Below are 23,441 nucleotides of genomic sequence, written 5' to 3'. Positions count from 1 at the left end.
TTTCACTCCCGCTTACTACGAAGTTCAATGAGTGCTAGTTTATTGTCATTGAAAAAGAACTCTAGAATGATACCGTTTGATTGATCTTGATATTGTATACCTTTGCTATACCCTTCGACAAACCAGAGCTTCTTGAATTGCTCTCCATATGTTTGTATCACAGATGAATAATCTTCTCCTATTTTAACTCCCTTAGATGTTTGAAGATTTTTCTGTTTTGACTGATTGTAAATAGATGTTACTCGATGATGCTGATCAACTGATACGACAAAATCTTCATTTTCTTTTTCCATGTAGACCGTCTGTTTTTGATGAGAGAATTGAGAATTCTCAACAAACTGATGATCTCCCTTAAATGTTTGACCGATCTTAAAATGACCTATCGATTCATCTGTTAAAGTGATAGAGTGAAAATTAAAAAACATTGCTATCCAGACAACTAGTATGGCTCCACCTAAAACAGAACCTATTATCACTAACACCTTAGAACGAATGGCACCTTTTTTAAATAAATAAATCATTAAAGATACGGTGATCATCATGATACAAATCATGATCAGAAAAATGCCCATTTTTTTTATCCTCTTTTTTGTAAAATTCGAATGTACATGATTACCCCAATGATAAATTCATATTATATCAGAGCAGTCCACAAATTGTGCCAATACAGGTATAATTTAAATAAAATAAACTATAGGAGATACATATGACTAGACATAAACTGATATTTCCACAATCATTTCCAACGATACAGACCGAAAGACTGATCTTAAAACAAGCAACGATCGCAGATGCCGAGGATATGCACTTCTACTTATCCAATGAAACCGTGTGCCGCTATATGGGCATTGATGCACATGAAACCATCGAAGACACAAAAGGAGAAATCAAGTGGTATGACAATATCTACAAAAAACAAACAGGCATCCGCTGGGGAATTTCTTTAAAAGATAACCCTACCATCATCGGCAGCTGCGGCTTTCTCAATCTAGAAAAACAGCACCGCCGTACGGAAATTGGCTATGAATTACACCATGATCATTGGAGAAAAGGCATCATGAATGAAGCGATTACTGCGGTGTTGCGGTATGGATTTCAGGAGATGAACTTGAATCGGATTGAAGCGATCATTGATCCAGCTAATACGTCCTCTGTTCAATTATTGGAGAAGATACATTTTGTACAAGAGGGTTTATTAAGAGAGTATGAATTAGGTCAGAAGGGATTCGATGATGTGTATATGTATTCGATTTTGAAGAGAGATTACGAAAAATCCTATTAAACAGAGGAGAAACAAATGAAAACGGATATTCATTTCATCCAAAAGCCGCAACCAGAGTATGTTTCTTTTCACATTTATGAACTCAATCCAGCGATTGAAAAACTTGTCCAGCAAGTGGAGCAGTCAACTCCCTATTTCTTAGCACAAGAACCCACGAAAGAAAGAGTGAAAAAGGTCTATTATCACGACATTTTATATATAGAAAGCGTTGATAAAAGATCGTTCTTGTATACGTCAGATGGAGTGTTTCTCTTAAAGGAAAAGTTATTTGAACTTGAAAAACAGCTTGAAGCGCACGATTATGTCAGGATTTCAAAATCGATGATTCTAAATATAGATTCTATTGCCGCTATTTCTCCTAAAACGAGTGGCCGTTTTGAAGCAAGCCTTACAAATAAAGAAAAAGTAATGATCTCACGTTTTTATATCCAAGCATTAAAAGAGAAGCTTGGATTACGGAGGAAGTGAACAGGATGAAACGTTATATCACAAATCTTTTGATCACATTTTGTATGGTCTTTACTGCACTCGTATTGATTTACTGTTTCACGTTTGGAACGATGCCTATCTATATTTTACAAGCCATCATGTTCAATTCCTTTTTTTCAAGCGCCCTGACCTTCTTGCTATACCCAAAACAAACGTACAGCCATAAACGGATTCTTTTTCAACAAATTCTATATATCGTCCTTGTGATGTGTATGATTATAACAACCATCATTATTGTGAGCGGTGAAATCAGCCCCCTTTCGTTTATCGTGAATTTCCTTGTGGTTATGGCTTTATTCTTTGTGATCAAGTACCTATTGTATAAAAAAGATCAAGCAACCGCTGAGGAAATCAACGATCTTTTACAGCAGCGAAAGAAACGAACAACATCTTAATATGCATCTTAGGGCTAAAAATTGACATGTTAGGAAGATTTCATTGTGACTTCTGCTTGATTCCATTACTCTGACGTTAGAGGAGGAATCAACAATGAAACCAATGACAATCATTCGAAAAGCTGTACTTTTACTGCTGTTTTCTTTAATTATTCCAACAAGTGCAGGTGTCTATATATCCATAAAACAAGTGACCGATCCAATGACCATCTATATCATCAATGGCAGTGCCATGCTAGCTGGGTGTCTTTTACTTCTATTCATTATTCAAAAAAGTCGTTTTCACTTGAAAGAAATAGGTTTTCGAAAAGGCTCTCTCGGTATGTGGATATTTCCGATCCTGATCATCGAGGCCATTCCGTTTATTGCTGGATTCAACAAGGATTTAACTGTTTCTTCCTTTCTAGCACTTTGTTTCTTCATGGTGTGTGTCGGTCTTTTTGAAGAAGGAATCTTTCGAGGCATTCTGTTTCAATATTTAAAACAAATTAACTTGAGCACTGCCATATGGGGCTCCGCCGTACTATTCGGTCTCGGTCATGCTGCGAATCTACTAAGCGGAAAAAGCCTCACCTTAACAGTCGCACAAATCCTATTCGCCTTTTTATTTGGATTCGTTGCAGCTGAAATCGTTGCACTCACGAACAGCCTGCAATGGGTGATCTTATGGCACGCGGTTCATAATATCGTGGATCAAACCACAAATGGGCAAACGTCTGTGGGGATGCAAATGCTTTTGCTTTCGATTCAATGTGTCATTTTGCTTGTTCTTGCGGTGGTGTTGTGGAGAAGATTAAGAATGAAAAAAGTGTTCAATAGATAATGAAAAGAGGAGGAAAGAGATGAAGGGGAACACATGGATAGAAGGCTGGTTTCAAAAGTGTGAAGAACTTGAAATCAAGCCTTGGGAATGGGATTTTAAACAAAGTTATATCAAAGAGCCGATACCGAAAGATAAATCATCAATTGAGTTAATATTAGATTATAAAAGTCGTAAACTGACCGAAATCGGAATTTGCAATGTCACTAAAAGAAGAGGTCGTGATGCTGACTGTGATAAAGAACCTTTTTATATTTATCAATTACTTTGGAGTACTGATTATAAGCCAGAGCCTAAATCACAGCTTAATTTAGACCGTTACAACTTGATCCGTGGAGAAACAATGAATTCGTTTATAACGACTTTCAATCATTCTAAAACACTAACTTATGTTTCTCATATCAAACATAAGTTTGAAAAATTCGCTACTGCCACCCACTGCATTGGGAACTTCATCGTATTACCACATTGGATGAATACGGGCCGTTATAAATTTTCTCAAGATTATTGGGATGTTACGATGTATTCACTATTTGAATTCTTTCAACCATTAGGCTGTTGGAAACAGTTCGTCGAACGATATTTCCTTCAACCTTATGTGAACGATGATGAGGAACGGACAGTGAGTGAATTTTGGGAAGGTCATTTTGCAGGTATAGGAAATTACAATCAATTAAAACCTCAAAATGAACAAGAATTAAGTGAGTACCTACATAAAGTCAATATTAGGATTGAAGAACGGGGCAAATGGATGATCAAAAAAGTCTGTGAAGAATTGAAGTTACAACACTTCACATTTTATGACGAACTAAAAGATAGACAGATTCGATTTTCCAACGAATTGAAATAAACCATAATGAGCGAGCTCAGTGTTCGCTTTTTTATTTTCTAAAAGGGTTCCGATAAAAGAAAAATGAGATCATAAAAAGCTGATATCTTAAACGCTATATCAGCATCATGTTATCAAGCTTATTCACTCATGTAATCCTCTTTCAGCATGCTGTATATTTCTACATCAACAACTCCTTTGCCAGACCATAAAACAGCTTGTCTAAGCAGCCCTTCTTTGATAAAACCATTTTTCAATAGGACTTTTTTTGATACCTCATTTGCTGGCATGACTTCCGCTTGAATTCTATTGATATCAATCTCTTCAAACAGAAATTTCACTAGTGTAGAGACAGCTTCTGTTGCGATGCCTTTTCCCCAATGTTCCTCTGCAAAGAAATAACCAATCGTCACCGCATTCACTTTTTGATTGATGTCCATTGTTTCGATGATACCAACTAGCGTATGAGGATTATCCTTTTGAAAGATTCCCCATTTCACTCTGCTTTTCTTCGTATAATCTCGTTCAAAATGTCCAATCATTTTTTTTACCGTTTGGAGATTATGTTTGGGAATGATCCCACAATACTGAAAGACTGTGTCATTGTCGTAAATTGAAAATAACTCTGGCAAATGACGCTCTTCCACCCTTTTTAACAATAGATTCTTTGACGCAACTACAGGAAAAGTACCAAAAAGACTTTCTATTTTCATCTCTTAATCCCCCTTATTCCTCGATAGGAATATAGATTTTCATTTTGATATCGTTCGGGCCATTCGAATGTAAGACATCTGTTATTTCAAAATCTGGTCCACTCGTTCTTTCATAATTAGAATTTGGGAGCCAGCTACCATAGATATATCTTCTAGTGTTTTGCACCATTTCATGAGAGCCACTCACTTTAAATTCTGCATATCTCCCCTCAGGAATCACTATATTTACAAACCCTTCATTTAAATCTATATCGGATTCCTCCACTTCTTCCCCTACCACAAACGAAAAACGGCCATCATCCTGAAAGGAAGTAGATACACCATAAGCCATATGAGGTGCTTTTCTCTTTGGAATCTGTTGATAATACTCCTTTTTTCCAAAATCCATATAAAACAAAGGAATGTCCGTGAAATATTCCTCACTTTGAAGATTCGTTTGATACTCGTAACCAATAATATAAAATTTGTTTAATTGAGTCATGACAGGTTTATTCATATTGAATTCACTGTCTAACTTAGATTGATACGCTAAAAAATCCATTTTGTTTTGTTTCTTTAACACCATTTCCTCTTTTCGAAACCTGCCTGGTGTCACCCCAAAGAATTGTAAAAAAGCACGGGCAAACGCTTCTTGAGAACCATACTGGAACGCAATCGCTATGTGTAAAATATTCTGATTTGTTTCTTTCAGTAACCTAGCAGCTTCAGAGAGCCTTCTATTTCTGATATACTCTTGCACAGAAAAACCTGTAATGGCTTGAAACAGTCGCTGAAAATGAAACGCTGAAAAGCAGGATTTCGAGGAAATATCCTTTATACTTATATTGTTTTGAAGATTCTCCTCAATAAACTCAATCGAAAGCTGTATTCTCTCATAGTAATCCATTGTTTCTCCCTCCTCTACTTTTATTTTATTACTTCCCTCCTCTTACTTTTTGATCATTTGTGCTATTTTTAAATAACCTTCCACAAAATAATCATTCAATTTCCATAGCACAAAAAGTCAAGTTTCTTAAAAATGATTTCCGTTATATTAAACTCGTAAGGTAAAGATGTGCTCGATTGTCCTATCAAGAATATGAGAAAACGATTCAAGGACCATTAACATCTGAAAGATAAATTACCGCTTCAAACTCTAGCAAAAAACGCTAGTTATTCTACCATTAAAACAGAAGTAAAATAAAATTAAAAATGAATACAAGACACCCATAGGACAAAAAAAATCAATTAAAAAAGATATCCCTACCACTATCTCTTTTTTGTCATCTTGGTATAATAGAAAAAATCAGAAAAATGAGAATGCGATGATAAGGAATAGTACTTGCCGAAATGTTTTCAGAAAGTTGCTGGCTGATGAGAAGCAATAACAAAAAGGCAGGGAACTCACCTTAGAGTAGCCTTAGTGAAATGAAAAGTATTGATGTAGTTAAGGTCGGCACCCCACCGTTATATGGGAAGGATATAAGATCAAACAATCTATATCCGAATAAGGGCATGATAATGTTTGTTTATCATGAAACAGGGGTGGTACCGCGTAAGAAGAAGTCTTTCGTCTCCAAGTTAAATCTTGGGGATGAAAGGCTTTTTTTATATTCTATTTTCTAGGAGGAATCGATGATGTTTAACCACAAAAAATACGAAAAGAAATACTTTTTGCCACCGAACCTTACGTATGATTGGGTGAAGAAAGAAACATTAGAAAGTGCTCCGATATGGTGCAGTGTGGACTTACGGGATGGAAATCAAGCATTACCTATTCCTATGAACTTAGAAGAAAAATTGGAAATGTTTCAGTTACTAATAGAGATAGGTTTTAAAGAAATTGAAATCGCATTTCCAGCTGCTTCTGATACGGAGTTTAGGTTTTTACGGACACTGATTGATCATCATATGATTCCAGACGATGTCACGATTATGGTGATCACACAAGCGAGAGAGCATATTATCCGCCGAACCTTCGAAGCCATTAAGGGGGTACCGAAAGCGATTGTTCATTTATATAATTCGACTTCAGAAGCTCAGCGCAGACAAGTATTTAAGAAAACAAAAGATGAAATTAAACAAATTGCAATGGATGGAGCTATTTTAGTAAAAGAACTTGCCGAAAAAACAAATAGCGATATTTATTTTCAATATAGTCCTGAAAGCTTTCCAGGAACAGAAGTTGATTATGCGTTAGATATTTGTAATAGTGTTTTAGATATTTGGAAACCGACACCAACTCATAAAGCAATCATCAATATTCCGACAACAGTTGAATATTCAATGCCTCATATCTTTGCAAGTCAGATTGAGTATATACACAAAAATCTGTCTTACCGAGACAGTGTGACATTATCTGTTCATCCTCATAATGACCGCGGCTCTGGGGTGAGTGATGCAGAATTTGGTGTGCTAGCTGGCGCAGAAAGAGTCGAAGGTACATTATTTGGTATCGGTGAACGTACAGGGAATGTAGACTTAATTACCTTGGCGATGAATATGTATTCACAAGGTTATGATCCAAAATTAAATTTCAATAACCTAGAAGCTATTCGTAAAAAATATGAAAAACTAACAAAAATCACTGTTCCTGAGAGGCAGCCTTATTCTGGGGAGATGGTTTTCACCGCATTCTCTGGGTCACATCAAGATGCGATATCTAAAGGTATGAAATATAGAAAAGAAAATAAAGTTGATAAATGGGACGTTCCGTATATCCCAGTAGATCCCGTTGACTTGGGGAGGAATTATCAAACGGATATGATTCGCATCAACAGCCAGTCTGGAAAAGGCGGCATAGGCTATATACTAGAAACAAACTATGGCATTCAACTTCCTTATCAAATGAATGAAGCCATGGGATATGAAGCGAAGAAAGTATCTGATCAGACAAGTAAGGAATTGTCTGTCGAAGAAATATATCATGTTTTTAAAGAACAGTATGTTGATTTTCACCCTCATTTCCAGCTGCTTGATTATCAATTTCATAAAGGAGAGAAGCAGGAAGTCACCTTAACTTTGCTGAGAGATCAACAAATTGACATACAAGGAACTGGCACTGGAAGCTTAGATGCCATCAGTAATGCGTTAAAAGCATATTTTCATCTCGAGTATGTTTTGGAAGTCTATGAACAGAATTCTTTGGGCAAGGATTCCCAAGCAAAAGCCTGTGCACAGATTGGTATTTCATATCAAGGAAAAATGCATTGGGGTGCTGGAATCGATAAAGATATTATAGAAGCAACAGTGAAGGCCCTGGTGGTTGCAGTAAATAAACTAGAGGTTTGGATGTAGATGGAAACAGATACACTTGAAAAACATGAAGCGATGCAATATTTAAGAGAGTACAACGAACAAGAAATCTTTTATCAACAATACCAACAGAAAAAGCATGACAATCAATCATTGCAATTACTTTTGAAGGATTATGATCATAACAATTTCATGCAAAAGCAAATATATATAGAAGAATTTTTGCTAAGAGGGCAGAACGAATTTGAAAAAGAGGATACCATGTGGTTAGGTCAGGAAAAAGATATAGAAGTGAGAAAGTATAGCCGTTTTATGCCTCAATTGTCGGCTATCCATGATTTCTTTGAGATGATCTATGTTCTGGAAAATGAGATGTATGTAGAAGTGGAAGATAAAAAAATCGCTTTAAAATCAGGAGATATTGCCTTTATTCCACCTGACACAATACACAAGCCACTTGTAATGGAGAATACAATCGCAATCCAAATCATGATCCGCAAAAGTACTTTTCAAAAAGTGTTTTTTAAAATGTTAAAAGGAAATCATGTCATTTCTGAGTTCTTTTTGAATGCATTGTATATAAAAGAAAATAAACATATTCTTATTTTCCATAGTCACATGGATAAAAATTTGCTAGACTGCTCTCTTCAACTATTTATAGAAAATCACAATCGATTTCCTAGTTACCAGTTGATTATGAATAATTTGTTTGAGATATTATTATGTCTCTTATTAAGATTCAAACCAAATCATATGAACGTCATTCAGGTCAAACCATATAGTGATATACGTATGATTCAAATGCTTCAATATATTCAGCAATGTTGTGAGCATATAACACTCCAAAAGATGGCAGAGAAATTCAACCTTTCACAATCTTATCTGTCTAGATATATAGCTCGTACACTCGGCAAATCATTTCGTGAAATTCGACAAGAAATAAGATTGGAAAAAGCCTGCGAAATGCTAACCGGTAGTAATTTACAAGTGGATCATATTTCGGGAGCCGTTGGTTATCAAAATGTAGAGCATTTCATTCGTTTATTTAAGAAAAAGTATCGCCTAACACCACATCAATATCGTTTAAATAATAGATCATGTCAAATCAATACGAATAAAAAGGAGAAATCATCATGTCAATCAAGCAAGTAAAAGATTATTTTAAACAATATGAAATGGATACTCGAATTAAGGAATTTTCAGTATCTAGTGCAACCGTAGACTTGGCTGCTTCTGCATTGGGCTGCGAACCTGAAAGAATCGCAAAAACACTCTCCTTTCTAGTAAATGGACAAGCTATTTTAGTTGTGACCTCTGGCGATGCAAAGGTTGATAACAAAAAATTCAAGGAATATTTTAAAACAAAAGCGAAAATGCTGCCTCCTCATGAGGTCGTTGACTTGATCGGTCATGAAATTGGCGGAGTATGTCCTTTTGCTATAAAGAATGGCGTTTCTGTTTATTTAGATATGTCACTCAAACGTTTTGAGACAGTCTATCCAGCCTGCGGGAGCAGTAACAGTGCTATTGAACTAACAATCAAACAATTAGAAAAACACTCTGGTTATACACAATGGATTGATGTGTGTAAGGGATGGAATGATGAATTCACACATTAAAACGAAAGGAAAGAATTAAAAATAAAAAAGAGCTAGAAACCCTTGATACACAAGGTTTCTAGCTCTATTATAACTATTCCCACTCAATGATTTAACAAATTCATTTAAAGCTAATTGTAAGTCTTACAAGCTTTTGAGTTATTTGACAACATTTTATAAAACAATAATTTATACCGATTGTTTGCAAAACAAAAATTTTTATGATAAATTGTCTACATGAGTACGACATTATTGCGAGGTGTATAGATGAGTAGGGAGTATTTGAATATTCGTTTATCTTATGAAGCAAAGTATTGGATTGAAAAATTACAAGAATATAAGCAACAGAAATTAGACAAATACATTAATGATGGTCTTATTGCAGATATAGAAAATGAAGTGATTGAAAACCACTCAGAAATACTTGATGGAGTCTCGCTTACAATTATTTTAAAGGTTTCTACATCTAGTATTGTGGAGGTTGCATTTAATAAGACTAAGCATTATACCCTGGAAAAATGGCGACAGATAATTGAAAAATTAGAAAAACCCAATAATGAAATTGATTATCAAAAAGAAATTGGAACACTGACTCCCCGTCTATATTTAGATACACACATTATTCAAGGACTAGGACAATATCGTATAGATTTCAAATCCCAGAAAAATATCAGGAGTCTTAAGATGAGCTTTATCATAAAATGTGTCGTTTATGCTTATTATCTAGAAGTTTTTAATAACCAAAATCCTTGAAGACTTATTTTGAAGTCTTCAATTTTTCGACCTAAATGTCTATGTGAGTACGACATTTTTAAAGGAGGTGGTATTTATAATAATTAAAAATTTTCTAAGAAACCTATGAACGTTTAATTATCTTTGTCTTTAAGCTTTAGAAAACTATAGGGAGTGTTTGTTATGAAAACAGAAGAAATGTTAGCCACAATTAAATATGTGGAAGCGAAATTTCATGGAATTACCGACATGAATAAATCAAGGATTAAATACTTTCAAAGGAAGAATTGGGAGATTATGAAAGGAGTTGAATATGATAGCTCGTTTTATGCTTTTGTTAGGGAGCTTAAACAAGTAATGGGTAGTAATATAGCTGAAATTACAGCCAAAAAAATTCTTAACAATTGGTATCTATGGGCAGAGGATAATATCAAGTCACTCGAACAGATTCAACCATTTGAGTTTAGTGCAGATGCTATCGACTTTTTAATAAATAACAACTTTCGTGTAGATCATAAAACTTTTTCCGAGTTAACAAAAGATCCGATTGCTATAACATCTGTGAAAGACAAAATGCCTAAAGATTCTATCTTATTTCTTAAGTTAAAAACAGTAGCAGATCATGCTTATCCTAGTCCTCGTGGCTTCACATATGAATATTTAGTGAAAGTAGTGGCTGGATTCTCAACAAGTTGGAATCAGAACGCAGTAACAGAAAATGGAAATCAGAAAAGAGGACATTAAAATATGGCAATCAGACCCGTAATTAATAATATGGACACGTTAGGAACGAAACTATTACTTGTAGATGTTAAGCCTGCTTATGAACGTCTAAAAAAAGACAATGGGCAATATGAGAGAACAGATAGGATTACACATTATAACTATACAATCGTTTGCCTAGAACGAAAATTCGAAAAGATTTCTATTAAAGTTGAGGAAGCCCGCCCTCTTTTTGACACTGAAAAAACAGAAGTTCCAGACAATACATTAGTGCAATTTGAAAATCTTGAAATAACACCTTATGTTTCTAATAATTGGATACAACTTTCGGCTAAAGCAGAAAAATGCACTATCGTAAAGGATGGATAAAAAGTGAGAGGAAACGATTTTGTTCAAGTAAGTTATTTCTCAAAAATTCCCTTTCGGTATAGATTATCAAGCCTACTATTCTCTATTTGTTTATTAGTGTTGATTACAATATTTCTTGATAGTCTATTAACTGGTGGTTTACAAACACTTCTTCTACTTCTCTTCTTCTTTGCTTTAGTTCAGATAATCAAAAAGTGGATTGTATCTAAAAGAGAATTTAATCTTTCTCCTTTTAATAAACTAAAGCGATTTATATCAGCGAATAAATTATATGAAGAAGAAACTCGTGAAGTCGGTGCTAACCAAAATGGCAATCCAAGAAGAAAAAAAATAGTGGTTAACTCTGCTTATTTCTTGTACATGGTGACTGATGATGAATTAATTATTAGAGCGTGGAAAAAAGCTGACAAATTCTCTGATAAGGCTAATTCATATGACACGCTGCTTAGCGCGTTATTTGGATTAGAATTATATAAAAAATACGACGATATTCAATATTGTGATTATGTATTTGAACTCGTGAATGATCAACGAATTGTTTTGGGAAATGAATCGTTAACTCTTCTAAATAGTGACGTTATACAACTAACATCAAAAATTAAATGGGAGCTTGGAAAGCCACCACATGCACTAATTGTTGGAGGTACTGGTTCAGGGAAAACTTACTTAGTAAATACACTGATTTTGGATTACCTTCGTAAAGGTGCAGAGTTATTTGTTGCTGATCCAAAGTCTGCTGATCTTGCTTTGATTGGTAGGTTAGTTAATAAAGAACATACAGCTACTACCGAAAATGAGATTGCGAAATTATTGCGTGAAGCAAGCGATGAAATGGAAAAACGTTATAGAAAATTGTTTACGGATGAAAATTCATTCGGTAAGACATGGAAAGACTTTTCAGGTATGAAACCTTTAGTTGTAGTGATAGATGAGTATGCCGCCCTATCATCTGTAAGTTCACCTAAAACATTGAAGGAAATTAATAGTTATTTAACTTCTCTCATATTGAAAGGACGTCAAAGTGGAATCGAGATCTGTATGATTATGCAAAGGCCAGATGCCAATATACTAGCTGGTAACCTTAGAGATCAGTTCGGGGTACGCATTGGATTAGGGAATATGACTGATGAAGGAAGAAAAATGTTATTTGGTTCAGTTGATATGAAGTATAAGAGTGTAAATGAGATCGGTGGTGGTTTCGTCATGATAGACGGTCAACATAATGCGCCTGTCTACTTTGAATCGCCACTTGTTCCTAAAGACTTTGATTTTATAGGGGAACTACAAAAAATTCGTGACAAGAACCCTGACTCAACCCCTTGAATTGAATGAAATAGGGAGGTAGGCGCCTAGACGCCTAAACGGAGTGCCCGATTCTTTTCATTCACTTTGAGGGGTGTAGACGAGCGCTCTTTGCTCGGCTTATTTAACTTGATATATAGAACAACATCTAGAGAAAATAGGATTCTGAAAAGGTATGGCAGGAATTTGGAATGAGTGGTTCCTATCAAAAAAGCGATCAAAAGTTATAAGTACAAAATAGTTGAAACACCTACTACTGTTGAAGTTTGGGAATATATTGATGACCCTGTCTTTTATCACGTAAAGGATGATGTAGAAATTGTACATACTGATAAGGATTGGATAAAAGAAGACTTCACCTGCAAGGATACTCTTCAACAATACGACAGTTTGAAGCGTAAACAAAAACATTATGAACAGATGCGTTGGGAAATTGCTCGTATTGTTGATTGTAATTTTGATAACGCAACAAAATTTATGACATTAACATTCAAAGCGAATGAAAAAGATATATCTTTCACAAATTCAGAGTTCAACAAATTTATAAAAAGACTTAATTATCGTTTGTACAAAATAAAAAAACAGCAGCTGAAATATTTGGCTGTGTGGGAAAAACAAAAACGTGGTGCAATTCATTATCATGTTATCTTTTTTAACTTCCCTTTCATCAGAATAAGTGATTTGGAAAAGTTATGGGGTCATGGTTTTGTTAAATTAAACAAGATTGATGTAGATAGTCAAGAAAATCGTGGTCGGTATGTGAGTAAATATTTTTCTAAAGATTTAGAAAGAAAAGAGCATAAAAAAAAGGCATTTTTCAAATCCCAAAATTTAAAAACACCTTTAGTGCGACGAACTAATTCGTTGAAATTGGCTGATTTGTCAGATGGGCAAATTCTATACAGTAAAGAGTATACACGAAACATTCCTGACTTTCACTCAACAATTAATTCGTATAAGGAATCATCTGTTCGCTATACCAAATTTAGAAAGGAGTGTACTAATTGATTACAATCACTAAACAAGAATTAATTAGCTTAGGTTTTGGACCTAGTCAATCAGCAGACATTATTCGTCAGGCTAAACGATTAATGTTGAACAAAGGTTTTTCATATTATTCAAGTAAACGACTAGGAAGAGTACCTGTCGCCGCAGTTGAGGAAATTTTAGGATTCTCAATGGAAACAACAGGAGATAAATCTCATGCCTAAGATTTCAAATGTATATCAAGATAAGAATAATGGCAAATGGTATTTTGTTGCTAGCTTAGGCTATGATGAAAAAGGAAAACGGGTACAGCACTGGGAACGTGGTTTCTCTACACAAAAAGAAGCTAAACGAGCTTATGATGAATACATGAATAATCATTCCTCTACTTCTTTACAGAAAAACAGTACAATGTCATTTCAGGAGTTTTACGAAACATACTTTAAACCTGATTATAAACGATCTGTTAGTGATAGGACTTATGAAAACAGAGCCTCATCTATGGATCTTCACTTTAAATTTTTCTTTAACAGAAAATTGAAAGATATTAGTCCGCCTTTAATTAAGCAGTGGCATAATAAACTGTCCGAGAGATATTCAAGTTCCTATATACGAAACCTACATGGAATGTTACAAAGAACATTAGATTTGGCTGTCACATTAGGATTGTTGCAAAAAAATGTGGCAAAAACTGTCGGTAACATTAAGAAAGTAAAAAAGAAAGTAGACTTTTGGACAAAAGAAGAATTTGAGAAAGTTATCGCGACTTTCAAAATGGATGATTACTATGAACATTTTTCTTTTATCACAATATGGCTACTATTTATGACTGGATTACGCTTTGGTGAAGCACAAGCATTAGAATGGGAAACTGATATTGATTTAAAAAAACAAACATTAACTATTAGTAAATCAATGTATTATAAAAATGCAAATGAATATACAATTACTGAACCAAAGACAAAAGCTGGTAATCGTATTATTGCTTTAGATGATGATACAGTTGAATTTCTAAAAGAGTGGAGAGAAAGACAATTCTATGTTTTTCCCTCCAAGTATGTCTTATCTTATAACGGTTTGCCAACTAATAAGAGTGCTACCTTTCATATGATTGAACAGCACTCAAAATTAGCAAAGGTTCATAAAATTAAAACTCATGCTTTACGTCACTCCCATGCTTCCCTGCTAATTTCGTTAGGTGAAAATGCCCTAGTAATCCGAGATCGGTTAGGTCATGAAGATATTCAAACAACTTTAGGAACTTACGGACATCTGTATCCTAATATGAATCGTGAAGTAGCTAACAAACTTAAAAACATTATTAATTTGCAATATAATCAATTTAATAATAGAAAATTGACTTCAAATCAGTATATAAAAAGACATTAATTAATAAAGTTAGGGTTTCAATTAGAAGCTCTATCTTTATTTATATCTTTTCCTAGACAAAGACTTTTAAAGAATTTCTCTAAATTATCATCATCATATTTCCCTTTTTCATTTTTTTGATAGAGAAAATAAATTTCTTTTTCCGTTAAAACCTTTACTATAGCTCTTCTTGTATAATTTTCTAATTTCTCTGTATATAAAATTAATTTTTTCGTTGTTCTCGCATTTTTTGGAACTGTGCTATTATGAACATGATGAGAACGAATTCCATAAATCACTCCCATATCATTAAATATTTCTTCTCGTTCTTCATAACTTTCTCCTATTAACCAAGCTATTCGTTCTCTTAGTTTATGTGTAACATCAGTATTACTAGTTGAAAATAATGTTTCTAATAAAGAAATAAATATTGAAACTCTCTCTGGTAAGTAACGTTGACTTCTAGCAGTTTGTAAAAGATAAAAAGCTCTTTCTATTCTTGAAGCTTCATAAACTTGAAATTCTAAAACTGAAGTGTCTATCAAAGCCTCATTAAAGTTTTTACCTAAAGTGTCTACAGCTTGATAAAAATATCTTTTATAAAATAACTCAGGCATCTTTAATTCTTGCTTATCAAAAATTAATGATTCTCTAAAACCTGTCATGTTATTAAACATCATGCTTCTTCCATTTGAATGAAACTTTGTATTTATTCCCTTTTCTAGTTGCATATAACCACTCTCAATATGTACACTATTATCTTTAACTAGCCATAAGAGGTTATTAACAAGTTGGGTTTTTTTCATAAATTCATCTAAAAATTCTAACCCTAATTCATCCTCAAAAATAGTGTCATCATTAATTTCACCTTCTGCATAATAATATGAACCCGAAAGTAAATAATCATATTCTAGACTTCCAATTGCACTTTTGAATTGCGGATGAAACATTTGAGTTACCTTATTGGGATTATTTGAAATTCTAATATTCTCAAAAACCTTAATACCCTTATTCAGTGTGTCTTTAATTTCAAGATCATATGCATATGCTATAAACTTATATTTAATCATTTCGCACTTCTTTCCTGTTTATAGTTTTCAATTTAATTAATATTATCATTTTGGTTTGCAAATTGTTAGCGCACAATGTTAAAAAAGCCTAGAACCCCTTATAATAAGGATTCTAGGCTTTCTTTTTTATTACTCCCACTCAATCGTAGCAGGCGGCTTACTCGTAATATCATACACCACACGGTTAATATGCTTCACTTCATTCACGATACGAGTTGAGATCTTTTCAAGCACATCCCAAGGGATTCTTGCCCAGTCACTCGTCATACCGTCAATAGACGTAACAGCACGGATACCGATTGTGTAGTCGTATGTTCTTGCGTCACCCATGACACCTACGCTGCGGATGTCTGGGAGAACCGTGAAGTATTGCCAGATGTCGCGCTCAAGGCCGAAGTTGGCAATTTCTTCGCGTAGAATCGCATCCGATTCACGGACGATTTCTAGTTTTTCTTCAGAAATTTCACCTAGTACACGGATTCCTAGTCCTGGACCTGGGAATGGCTGTCTCCATACGATGTCGTCTGGAATACCTAGCTCTGATCCTAGAGCACGAACTTCATCCTTGAATAGTGTATTGAGTGGCTCAATCAATTCAAACTGCATGTCTTCTGGAAGACCGCCAACGTTGTGGTGAGATTTGATTGTTTGTGCCGTTGCTGTTCCACTCTCAATGATGTCAGTGTAAAGCGTTCCTTGTGCTAAGTAGTCGATTCCTTTTAGCTTGTCCGCCTCGTCATCGAATACATAGATGAATTCGTTACCGATGATTTTACGTTTTTGCTCAGGATCAGACACACCTTTTAGCTTGTTTAAGAAGCGATCTTTCGCATCTACTTTAATCACGTTCATGTTGAAACCTTCGCTAAATGTTTTCATAACCCCTTCTGCTTCGCCTTTGCGAAGAAGGCCGTGGTCAACGAAAATACATGTCAGCTGATCGCCGATGGCTTTGTGAATCAATACCGCTACAACAGATGAATCCACACCGCCGCTTAGTGCGCACAATACTTGCTTGTCGCCTACTGTTTGACGGATTTTCTGCATTTCGATTTCAATGAAGTTCTCCATTGACCATTTGCCATCGCAGTCACATACGCCGAAGACAAAGTTCTTCAATAGATCATTTCCGTACTCAGAGTGACGTACCTCTGGGTGGAACTGAACGCCATAGAAATTCTTCTCAGCTAAGCTCATCGCTGAGTTTGGACAATGTGCACTTGTTGCATCGACTGTAAAGCCATCTGGTACTTCAACAACGAGGTCACCATGGCTCATCCAAACGACTTGATCCGTTGGAAGGTCTTTGAATAAAGCTGGTGTTCCGTTAATATGGATGTCTGCTTTTCCATATTCACGCTGGCTAGCCGCTTCTACTTTCCCACCTAAATAGTGAGTCATCAGCTGCATGCCGTAGCAAATGCCTAGAACCGGAATGCCTAGATCAAAAATCTTTTCATCACAGCGGAAAGATCCTTCATCATATACACTGTTTGGTCCACCAGAAAGGATGATTCCTTTCGGCGCCATTTCTTTAATTTCTTCAGCAGTTAAAGTGTGCGGATGAAGCTCACTGTACACACCAAATTCACGAATACGGCGAGTGATCAGCTGATTGTACTGACTACCGAAATCGAGAACCAAAATCATTTCATTTACTAAATTTGTCATGGTGTCACCTCTATGTCCAATATAGTTTTTATAAACGCACAGAAAAAATGAGAGGAGAAAACCTCTCTCAGTGTAAATCACGCTTTTGAAGCGCCCAGACTCACATCCGAACGCTTCAATTTCATGTATTTTAGAAGGTTTTAATATTCACCTATTCTAACAACAGGAAGGTACGTGGTCAAGACTATCTCCTGTTTATTAAATTTTCCCATAACTTCACCGACTGCTGCCAAAGCGCCGACGCATCTTCTCGCCTGTAGAGCGCCCGCTCATAGAACTGCGTTAGTTCAGACATGTGATGATTCCTTTCCTTGTCATCGATCAAAGAAGCAAATTCTCTTAGCGTCATGCCTGGCTTTTTCTCGATCCCTCTGCGCCTTAGCTGCTTTAATAGAGCAGCATATGCGTAGAAAAAAGCTTCCTCATCTGGCAGACGTTTTACCTTTCTCACAATAAAGATTGGCAGCCATCTTGCTCTGAACCGGTAAAGCACCCAGCCAATGAAGCCAAGAAGGACAATCGCACCTGCTGCGTAGCCCAAGATTGAACCAACATGAACCATACTTGGCTTTGCTTTGGCTGCTTGTTCCTCTTGTTTTGCCGCCTGTTCTGTTTCTTGTTGCTGCGGCTGTTGTGTCTGTTCGTTTTCTTGTTGATCAGATGCGGGCTGATCTTTTTCATCCTGTTGATCATCTGTTTGGTCGTTGTTAGCCGTGGTTTCATTCGTAAATGTCTCTGGGTTCGTGAACCCTTTTGTCGGTTCAAAAGTCACCCAACCACGGTTTGGAAAATACACCTCTACCCATGAATGGGCATTGTTATTGGTCACTTCATACACATTGTTTCCATCCATCTGTGTTTCATATAACTGACCAGACGTATATCCTTTCACCCATCTCGCCGGAATTCCAATCGAGCGAAGCATGACAATCATCGAGGTTGAAAAGTTATCACAATAGCCAATCATTGTGTCAAATAAGAACTGATCCACATAGTCTTCGTTACGCCCAGGCACAGCGACATTTTGGGTTTCATATGAAAACTTCGCAGATCCTAAATAATCCTCAATCGCTTTTGCTTTATTATACATATTATCCTTCGTTTCCGTTAAGCTGTTCGCCAATGTTTTCACACGCTCTGGCAGCGAGGATGGGAGCTGCAAGTATTCACGTCCGACCTGCTGATTCACTTGCTTCTTGGTTGGCACTTTGATTCGCTGTAAGTCCTCTAGGATAAATGTAGGTGATAAGAAGCTGACTCGATAGTTCCCTAAATTTTTAGGCGGGTTTTGAGTAGACGGGACAATTTTCTCCGTTTTGCCCATCATTTGCAGTGGAATGTTTTCCATTGGCGTCAGCATAACCGTACCAATCGGATAAACAGCATGATTAAATCGATAATTTGATTCCATATCGACTCTTGTTTCATGCTCCTCTGTTTTTACGCGATTGGTAAACCACCGGTTCGGCACATCACTCCCTTTTAACCGAGTAGGTTTCGTATCATTTGAAGCATCCTCCCAGCCTTTCCCCGTGTAAATACTTTTTGTTTCTACACGAAAATAAGACGGCTCTTTTCCGCTCCATTTAAATACCGGTGTACGGTCCTCACTAAACGGTCCCCCAAGCGACGAATCATCCGCACTATATCCCACCTTATTCTGCCCGGCAGAACCATCTTGATTCGTGACCGCTTTAAAAAACGGGACAGGGTCAGGCCATTTTGGATCAGATTTTGGCAAAGAAGCACCGAGTGATGCTGATACAAGAACAAGCGCCAGCATGGGTAAGAACCAATTGAGACGCGCTTTCTGTGACACCCGCACACCTTCAGCCGAACGAAGCCGGTCGAAATAGAGCAGGCCAAGCAAACAAAAGCCAAATACCATAATTCGAACGATCGCAAAAGTCGCATCATAAGGCGTAAATGTATCAAGAATCGTGACATATACAATCGTCATCAGTAAAAAGAAGAAGATACGCTGCTGATACACAACCCAATAATGAAGTAAATAAACAAGTAGCCAAAGCAAAATATAAAACAACAATGTGCGGAAAGACGGATACATGTCACTCCACATGCCCATGCTCATCAAAGAAATATTATCTTGAATATCAGCAAACAGCGCAGGCAGATAACTTGGCTCTGATTGATAAAAAATCAAATATAATGCGAGCAAGATCAATCCAGCACAAATAGGAAACGTCACATACCACTTCAATCGAAAGAACGTAAACAAACACGTAAGCCCTATAAAAATGATGAAATAAGACGTATGACTCGTCTCTGTAAAATCTTGAAGCGGACGAAGCCACTCCCAAAGCAGCAGAAATGCGACAGCATAATAGATGAACAACTCAAAACGACTTTGCCGCTGATGCATATGCAGCATAAATGTTTGTCACCTCACAGTTCTTTCGTGCAGCCGGTCCTCAAATAAAAGGGTCGTGTGTATCCCAGAAGCTTTAAGCCGGTCCACAAGCTGTTTTTCTTTTGCCGTCAATCGATCAACGGCTCTCTTCACTAAAAGAACGGTGATGTTCTTTCTGTTTCGATTCCCAAGTAAAATGGCAGCAAGCTCTTCTTGCAGATGACCTGTCACCACATACTTTCCTGTCTGCTGGTGCTCACTCGCTGTTAATGATTGATAATCAGGTGCACGAGAAGGCTGATACTGCACCTTCGTTAAATAGTAGAGCATGTCCTGTAAATGCCACTCTCCTTGATCCACTCGAAATAAGTGCTGATCCCCAAGCGGGACAAGGCCTACCGGCACCCCTTTTTTCACAGCCGTTTGCAAAACCGATGCGGCCATAGACACAATCGTTTCAAAAGCGGCTTCATCTGTAAAATCAGCAAACACCACCAGATCCTTTGTCTGATTCTGTTCAAACTCCTTCGTCATAAGCTGACCTCTTCTAGCTGTTGTCTTCCAGTCCACCCAAGCGAAACGGTCTCCTTGCTGGTATTCACGCACACCTGTTGTCACATTTGTCGGTTCATTTAACCAAGAGTGCAACGCTTTGCCTCCATTTTCATTCACCGATGCAGCAGATTCAACAGGAATATCCAACATTTTCGGATACACAAGCAGTGTTTTCTCTAATGGAAGGATCACTTCTTTTTCCACAAACCCAAACATATCACCCGTTTTGATTCTAACCGCCGTCAATTGATGCTCTCCCCGCATGATGTCATTAAATTGATATGAAAATCGCCACGTTTTCCGAAACCAAGGAAAGATCATTCGCTTCATTTCAATTTGTTCCTGTAAATGAAAGGTTTCCGGCGGTTCATCCTCAAGTATGACGTACACGTACGGAAATAGATTCGTCCGCTTGATTTCAAGGTCAACAGACAGCACATCCCCTGCCTTTAACCGGGTATGCTGTAATGTCCTTTTGGCTGTTGCACGAAGTGGAACAAGGGCAAACAGCAAAGCATACAAAGCATATGGTGAAAATGCATAGAAAAGGAACCAGCTCACAAAGCCGCCCTGAAACATGGCATAGCAAAAGGCTGTTGCCGTGAGAAGAAGGAGCATAAACACCCGTAACCATAGTGAAAAAGCGAAACGGTCACGTGACTTCATTGAGTCATCGACTTTTGAACTGGTACGCCAATATGCTCAATCATCTGTCGCAACAGTGTCTCCGCCTTCTTCCCTTCATATGTTGCTTCTGATGTCAAAATCATGCGATGCGGCAATGTGTAAGGCGCCAAATACTGTACATCATCAGGAATCACATAATCCCGCCTGTTCAACAGCGCATACGCCTGAGCCGCTTTCATCAATGCAATTGAACCCCTTGGGCTCACGCCTAAATAGACAGACGGATGATTTCGCGTCGCTTGGGCGATTTCGACAATATATTCTTTAATCGATGCATCCACATGTACGGTCTGAACCGCTTGCTGCAAAGCATGGATATGATCTTTTGTCATGACTGCCTGAAGCGTGTCAATTGGCGATTGTTTCTCCTGCAAATTCAGCACCTCAAGCTCCTCCAGCATGGTTGGATACCCCATCTGCAGCTTAAATAAGAAACGGTCCATTTGCGCTTCTGGAAGTGGATAGGTTCCCTCATACTCCACTGGATTTTGCGTAGCCATCACAAAGAAAGGATCTGCCAGCGGCATCGTTTCTCCGTCCACTGTGACACTGCCTTCTTCCATCGCTTCAAGAAGGGCTGATTGTGTTTTAGGAGAGGTTCGGTTGATTTCATCAGCCAAAATAATCTGCCCCATAATCGGTCCTTGTCTAAATTCAAACTCGTTTGTCTTTTTATTATAAATCGACACACCTGTTACATCTGAAGGCAAAAGGTCAGGCGTAAATTGGATTCGCTTAAACTCACACCCAATGGATTTTGCCAGAGCACGAACCATCATGGTCTTCCCAACGCCAGGCACATCCTCTAATAGCACATGCCCCTTCGCCAAAATCGCAACAAGGCTTAATATCGCAATATCTTTTTTCCCCACCATCACTTTATTGATGTTATCTACGATTTTTTGTAAATCTGAATGCATCGGTTCATCAAATGCCATCCTGATCCTCCTATCACGTTTCCGTCAATTTTCATATAGTCTAACTTTACCATACAACACGCATTTGCATGAAACATCAACACGTAGAAAAAAGAAGCCTTCTCACGACGGAAAAGACTTCTGCTCCTCTTTAGGCTCACTTGCTGGTTCCATATGAACATGAGAGTGTAGAATATCATGTTCCTGCTTCATTCTGCGTTCAATTTCATCTGCAATATCATGGCTTTCTGCGATGTTTAAATGCGGTTCTACTTCAACGACCACATCCACATGGACGGTGCTTCCAAGATAACGAGCTTTAATGTCTTTCAAATCGCCCACTCCTGGTGTCGCTTCAATCGTCTCTTTATATTTAGACATATCTTTTATATGAAAACCGTCCGTTAACGAATGAGACGCATCTCGGAAAATCTCCCACGCCGTTTTACAGATAATTAAGCCAATCACAAACGCAGCAAGCGTATCAACCCACGCCAGCTGAAATTGAGAGGCGATAATTCCGACAAACGTCCCGATACTCACATAAGCATCTGATTTATTATCAGCCGCTGCCGCATATAGCGCCTGGCTATTAATTCGTTTAGACAGTTTACGATTATACATATACACGCCATACATCACAACAGCACTTCCTGCTGCCGTCCAAGCCGCAATCATATCAGGCGTTTGATGCTCTGATGAGAAAAGCGACTGGCCTGCACTCAGCAAAACCTGAAGCCCGACAAGCATCATAATAAAGGAAGCCACAAGTGACGCAATATTTTCAGCTCTAAAATGACCGTATGGATGATCCTCATCAGGTGGCTTCTGAGAAATACGCAACCCAATTAATACGGCAAGCGAAGCAATGATATCTGTCGTATTATTCAAGCCATCTGCGGAAAGGGCTTCTGAATGAAACACATACCCAATGATCAGTTTGACAGCAGATAAGATCACATAGGCTATAATGCTGACCCAAGCACCTGTTTCACCTTGTCTTAATTCGTTGTAGCGCTCCATATCGAACAGCGCCTCCTCACAAATTACTTTTCTATATTTATCTTACAAAGCCAAGCCCGTGTGGGTCTACAGCAACATGATTCGCTTGAATCAGCAAAATAGGATACATAGAAATGTGTTGACCTAAGCAAACTTATTTTTATAAGGTCAATTGACCTCAAGACCTACTCCCATCAACGTTTTTCAAAACCCCCCCGAAAAATGAAAAAGAACAAAATCACTCTGTTGCTAAATTATCAGAATAGTTTTATTTTAAAACACAACTTTTCTTTCTTCCTTCTTATGCTATTTTTAAGAATGGGCAGA

The 23,441-nt window shown here is 37.1% G+C and carries 24 protein-coding genes and 1 other annotated feature; of the genes, 15 read left to right on the top strand and 9 right to left on the bottom strand.

Annotated elements, in window-relative coordinates; all coding sequences use genetic code 11:
• Positions 1–2: 2 nt before the first annotated feature.
• Positions 3–572, bottom strand: a complete 570-nt coding sequence (locus tag NST09_RS03280) for a hypothetical protein (RefSeq protein WP_035391464.1) — start codon at positions 570–572, stop codon at positions 3–5.
• A gap of 134 nt (positions 573–706) precedes the next feature.
• Here NST09_RS03280 and NST09_RS03275 point away from each other — a divergent pair, with 134 nt between their 5' ends.
• The 5 genes from NST09_RS03275 (at position 707) to NST09_RS03255 (ending at position 3,836) form a co-directional block, all read left to right on the top strand.
• Positions 707–1,282: a GNAT family protein gene (locus tag NST09_RS03275; protein ID WP_079919688.1), complete on the top strand. Its 576-nt coding sequence runs from the start codon at positions 707–709 to the stop codon at positions 1,280–1,282.
• Between the two features lie 15 nt (positions 1,283–1,297).
• A complete protein-coding gene (locus NST09_RS03270) occupies positions 1,298–1,750 on the top strand; it encodes a LytTR family DNA-binding domain-containing protein (RefSeq protein WP_342493347.1) in 453 nt (150 codons plus the stop codon).
• Positions 1,751–1,755: 5 nt separating this feature from the next.
• Positions 1,756–2,166: a hypothetical protein gene (locus tag NST09_RS03265; RefSeq protein WP_342493346.1), complete on the top strand. Its 411-nt coding sequence runs from the start codon at positions 1,756–1,758 to the stop codon at positions 2,164–2,166.
• A gap of 94 nt (positions 2,167–2,260) precedes the next feature.
• Positions 2,261–2,989 (top strand): CPBP family intramembrane glutamic endopeptidase, encoded by a 729-nt coding sequence (locus NST09_RS03260; RefSeq protein WP_079919686.1) that lies wholly within the window; start codon positions 2,261–2,263, stop codon positions 2,987–2,989.
• A 19-nt stretch (positions 2,990–3,008) separates the two neighbouring features.
• A complete protein-coding gene (locus NST09_RS03255; RefSeq protein WP_116307556.1) occupies positions 3,009–3,836 on the top strand; it encodes a hypothetical protein in 828 nt (275 codons plus the stop codon).
• Between the two features lie 119 nt (positions 3,837–3,955).
• Here NST09_RS03255 and NST09_RS03250 read toward each other — a convergent pair whose 3' ends face one another.
• Positions 3,956–4,528: a GNAT family protein gene (locus NST09_RS03250; RefSeq protein ID WP_008344332.1), complete on the bottom strand. Its 573-nt coding sequence runs from the start codon at positions 4,526–4,528 to the stop codon at positions 3,956–3,958.
• Positions 4,529–4,541: 13 nt separating this feature from the next.
• Positions 4,542–5,414: an AraC family transcriptional regulator gene (locus NST09_RS03245; RefSeq protein ID WP_342493345.1), complete on the bottom strand. Its 873-nt coding sequence runs from the start codon at positions 5,412–5,414 to the stop codon at positions 4,542–4,544.
• 409 nt (positions 5,415–5,823) lie between these two features.
• Positions 5,824–6,088, top strand: a binding site (T-box leader).
• A gap of 57 nt (positions 6,089–6,145) precedes the next feature.
• Between NST09_RS03245 and NST09_RS03240 the strand changes: the two genes are divergently transcribed.
• The 10 genes from NST09_RS03240 to NST09_RS03195 all read left to right on the top strand — a co-directional run bounded on the left by NST09_RS03240 (position 6,146) and on the right by NST09_RS03195 (position 14,862).
• Positions 6,146–7,804 carry a 2-isopropylmalate synthase gene (locus NST09_RS03240; RefSeq protein WP_342493344.1) on the top strand — a complete coding sequence of 553 codons (1,659 nt, stop codon included), beginning with the start codon at positions 6,146–6,148 and terminating at the stop codon, positions 7,802–7,804.
• Positions 7,805–8,914: an AraC family transcriptional regulator gene (locus NST09_RS03235; protein ID WP_007496932.1), complete on the top strand. Its 1,110-nt coding sequence runs from the start codon at positions 7,805–7,807 to the stop codon at positions 8,912–8,914.
• The gene (locus NST09_RS03230) at positions 8,896–9,381 is read left to right on the top strand and encodes a YbaK/EbsC family protein (protein ID WP_217816602.1); all 486 of its coding nucleotides are present in this window, start codon (positions 8,896–8,898) and stop codon (positions 9,379–9,381) included. Before NST09_RS03235 ends, NST09_RS03230 begins: the two co-directional genes overlap by 19 nt.
• Positions 9,382–9,642: 261 nt before the next feature.
• On the top strand, positions 9,643–10,113 hold the full coding sequence (locus tag NST09_RS03225; RefSeq protein WP_342493343.1) for a hypothetical protein: 471 nt from the start codon (positions 9,643–9,645) through the stop codon (positions 10,111–10,113).
• 162 nt (positions 10,114–10,275) lie between these two features.
• The gene (locus NST09_RS03220) at positions 10,276–10,836 is read left to right on the top strand and encodes a hypothetical protein (RefSeq protein ID WP_342493342.1); all 561 of its coding nucleotides are present in this window, start codon (positions 10,276–10,278) and stop codon (positions 10,834–10,836) included.
• 3 nt (positions 10,837–10,839) lie between these two features.
• On the top strand, positions 10,840–11,184 hold the full coding sequence (locus NST09_RS03215; protein WP_342493341.1) for a hypothetical protein: 345 nt from the start codon (positions 10,840–10,842) through the stop codon (positions 11,182–11,184).
• Between the two features lie 3 nt (positions 11,185–11,187).
• Positions 11,188–12,507 (top strand): FtsK/SpoIIIE domain-containing protein, encoded by a 1,320-nt coding sequence (locus tag NST09_RS03210; RefSeq protein WP_342493340.1) that lies wholly within the window; start codon positions 11,188–11,190, stop codon positions 12,505–12,507.
• 174 nt (positions 12,508–12,681) lie between these two features.
• The gene (locus NST09_RS03205; RefSeq protein WP_289406261.1) at positions 12,682–13,494 is read left to right on the top strand and encodes a Rep protein; all 813 of its coding nucleotides are present in this window, start codon (positions 12,682–12,684) and stop codon (positions 13,492–13,494) included.
• Entirely contained in the window at positions 13,491–13,697 is a 207-nt protein-coding gene (locus NST09_RS03200; RefSeq protein WP_039962703.1) for a DUF3173 domain-containing protein, read from the top strand. Before NST09_RS03205 ends, NST09_RS03200 begins: the two co-directional genes overlap by 4 nt.
• A complete protein-coding gene (locus NST09_RS03195) occupies positions 13,690–14,862 on the top strand; it encodes a tyrosine-type recombinase/integrase (RefSeq protein ID WP_342493339.1) in 1,173 nt (390 codons plus the stop codon). The genes NST09_RS03200 and NST09_RS03195 overlap by 8 nt, the downstream gene beginning before the upstream one ends.
• Before the next feature lie 17 nt (positions 14,863–14,879).
• Here the strand turns inward: NST09_RS03195 and NST09_RS03190 are convergent, their stop codons facing one another.
• The 6 genes from NST09_RS03190 to NST09_RS03165 form a co-directional block, all read right to left on the bottom strand.
• Positions 14,880–15,911, bottom strand: coding sequence for a hypothetical protein (locus NST09_RS03190; RefSeq protein WP_342493338.1), 1,032 nt, complete (start codon positions 15,909–15,911; stop codon positions 14,880–14,882).
• 129 nt (positions 15,912–16,040) lie between these two features.
• Complete coding sequence (gene guaA, locus NST09_RS03185) at positions 16,041–17,582, bottom strand: glutamine-hydrolyzing GMP synthase (RefSeq protein WP_046526940.1); 1,542 nt, start codon at positions 17,580–17,582, stop codon at positions 16,041–16,043.
• 184 nt (positions 17,583–17,766) lie between these two features.
• The gene (locus NST09_RS03180) at positions 17,767–19,974 is read right to left on the bottom strand and encodes a transglutaminaseTgpA domain-containing protein (protein WP_342493337.1); all 2,208 of its coding nucleotides are present in this window, start codon (positions 19,972–19,974) and stop codon (positions 17,767–17,769) included.
• Between the two features lie 9 nt (positions 19,975–19,983).
• Complete coding sequence (locus tag NST09_RS03175; RefSeq protein ID WP_342493336.1) at positions 19,984–21,174, bottom strand: DUF58 domain-containing protein; 1,191 nt, start codon at positions 21,172–21,174, stop codon at positions 19,984–19,986.
• Positions 21,171–22,133: a MoxR family ATPase gene (locus NST09_RS03170; RefSeq protein ID WP_017366721.1), complete on the bottom strand. Its 963-nt coding sequence runs from the start codon at positions 22,131–22,133 to the stop codon at positions 21,171–21,173. Before NST09_RS03170 ends, NST09_RS03175 begins: the two co-directional genes overlap by 4 nt.
• A 102-nt stretch (positions 22,134–22,235) precedes the next feature.
• Positions 22,236–23,135: a cation diffusion facilitator family transporter gene (locus NST09_RS03165; RefSeq protein ID WP_008344349.1), complete on the bottom strand. Its 900-nt coding sequence runs from the start codon at positions 23,133–23,135 to the stop codon at positions 22,236–22,238.
• Positions 23,136–23,441: the final 306 nt, after the last annotated feature.

This window comes from Bacillus sp. FSL W7-1346, from assembly GCF_038593335.1.
GTDB classification, from domain to species: domain Bacteria; phylum Bacillota; class Bacilli; order Bacillales; family Bacillaceae; genus Bacillus; species Bacillus altitudinis.
The sequence above is the reverse complement of the archived record's forward strand: the minus strand, read 5'-3'. Positions and strand labels throughout refer to the sequence as shown.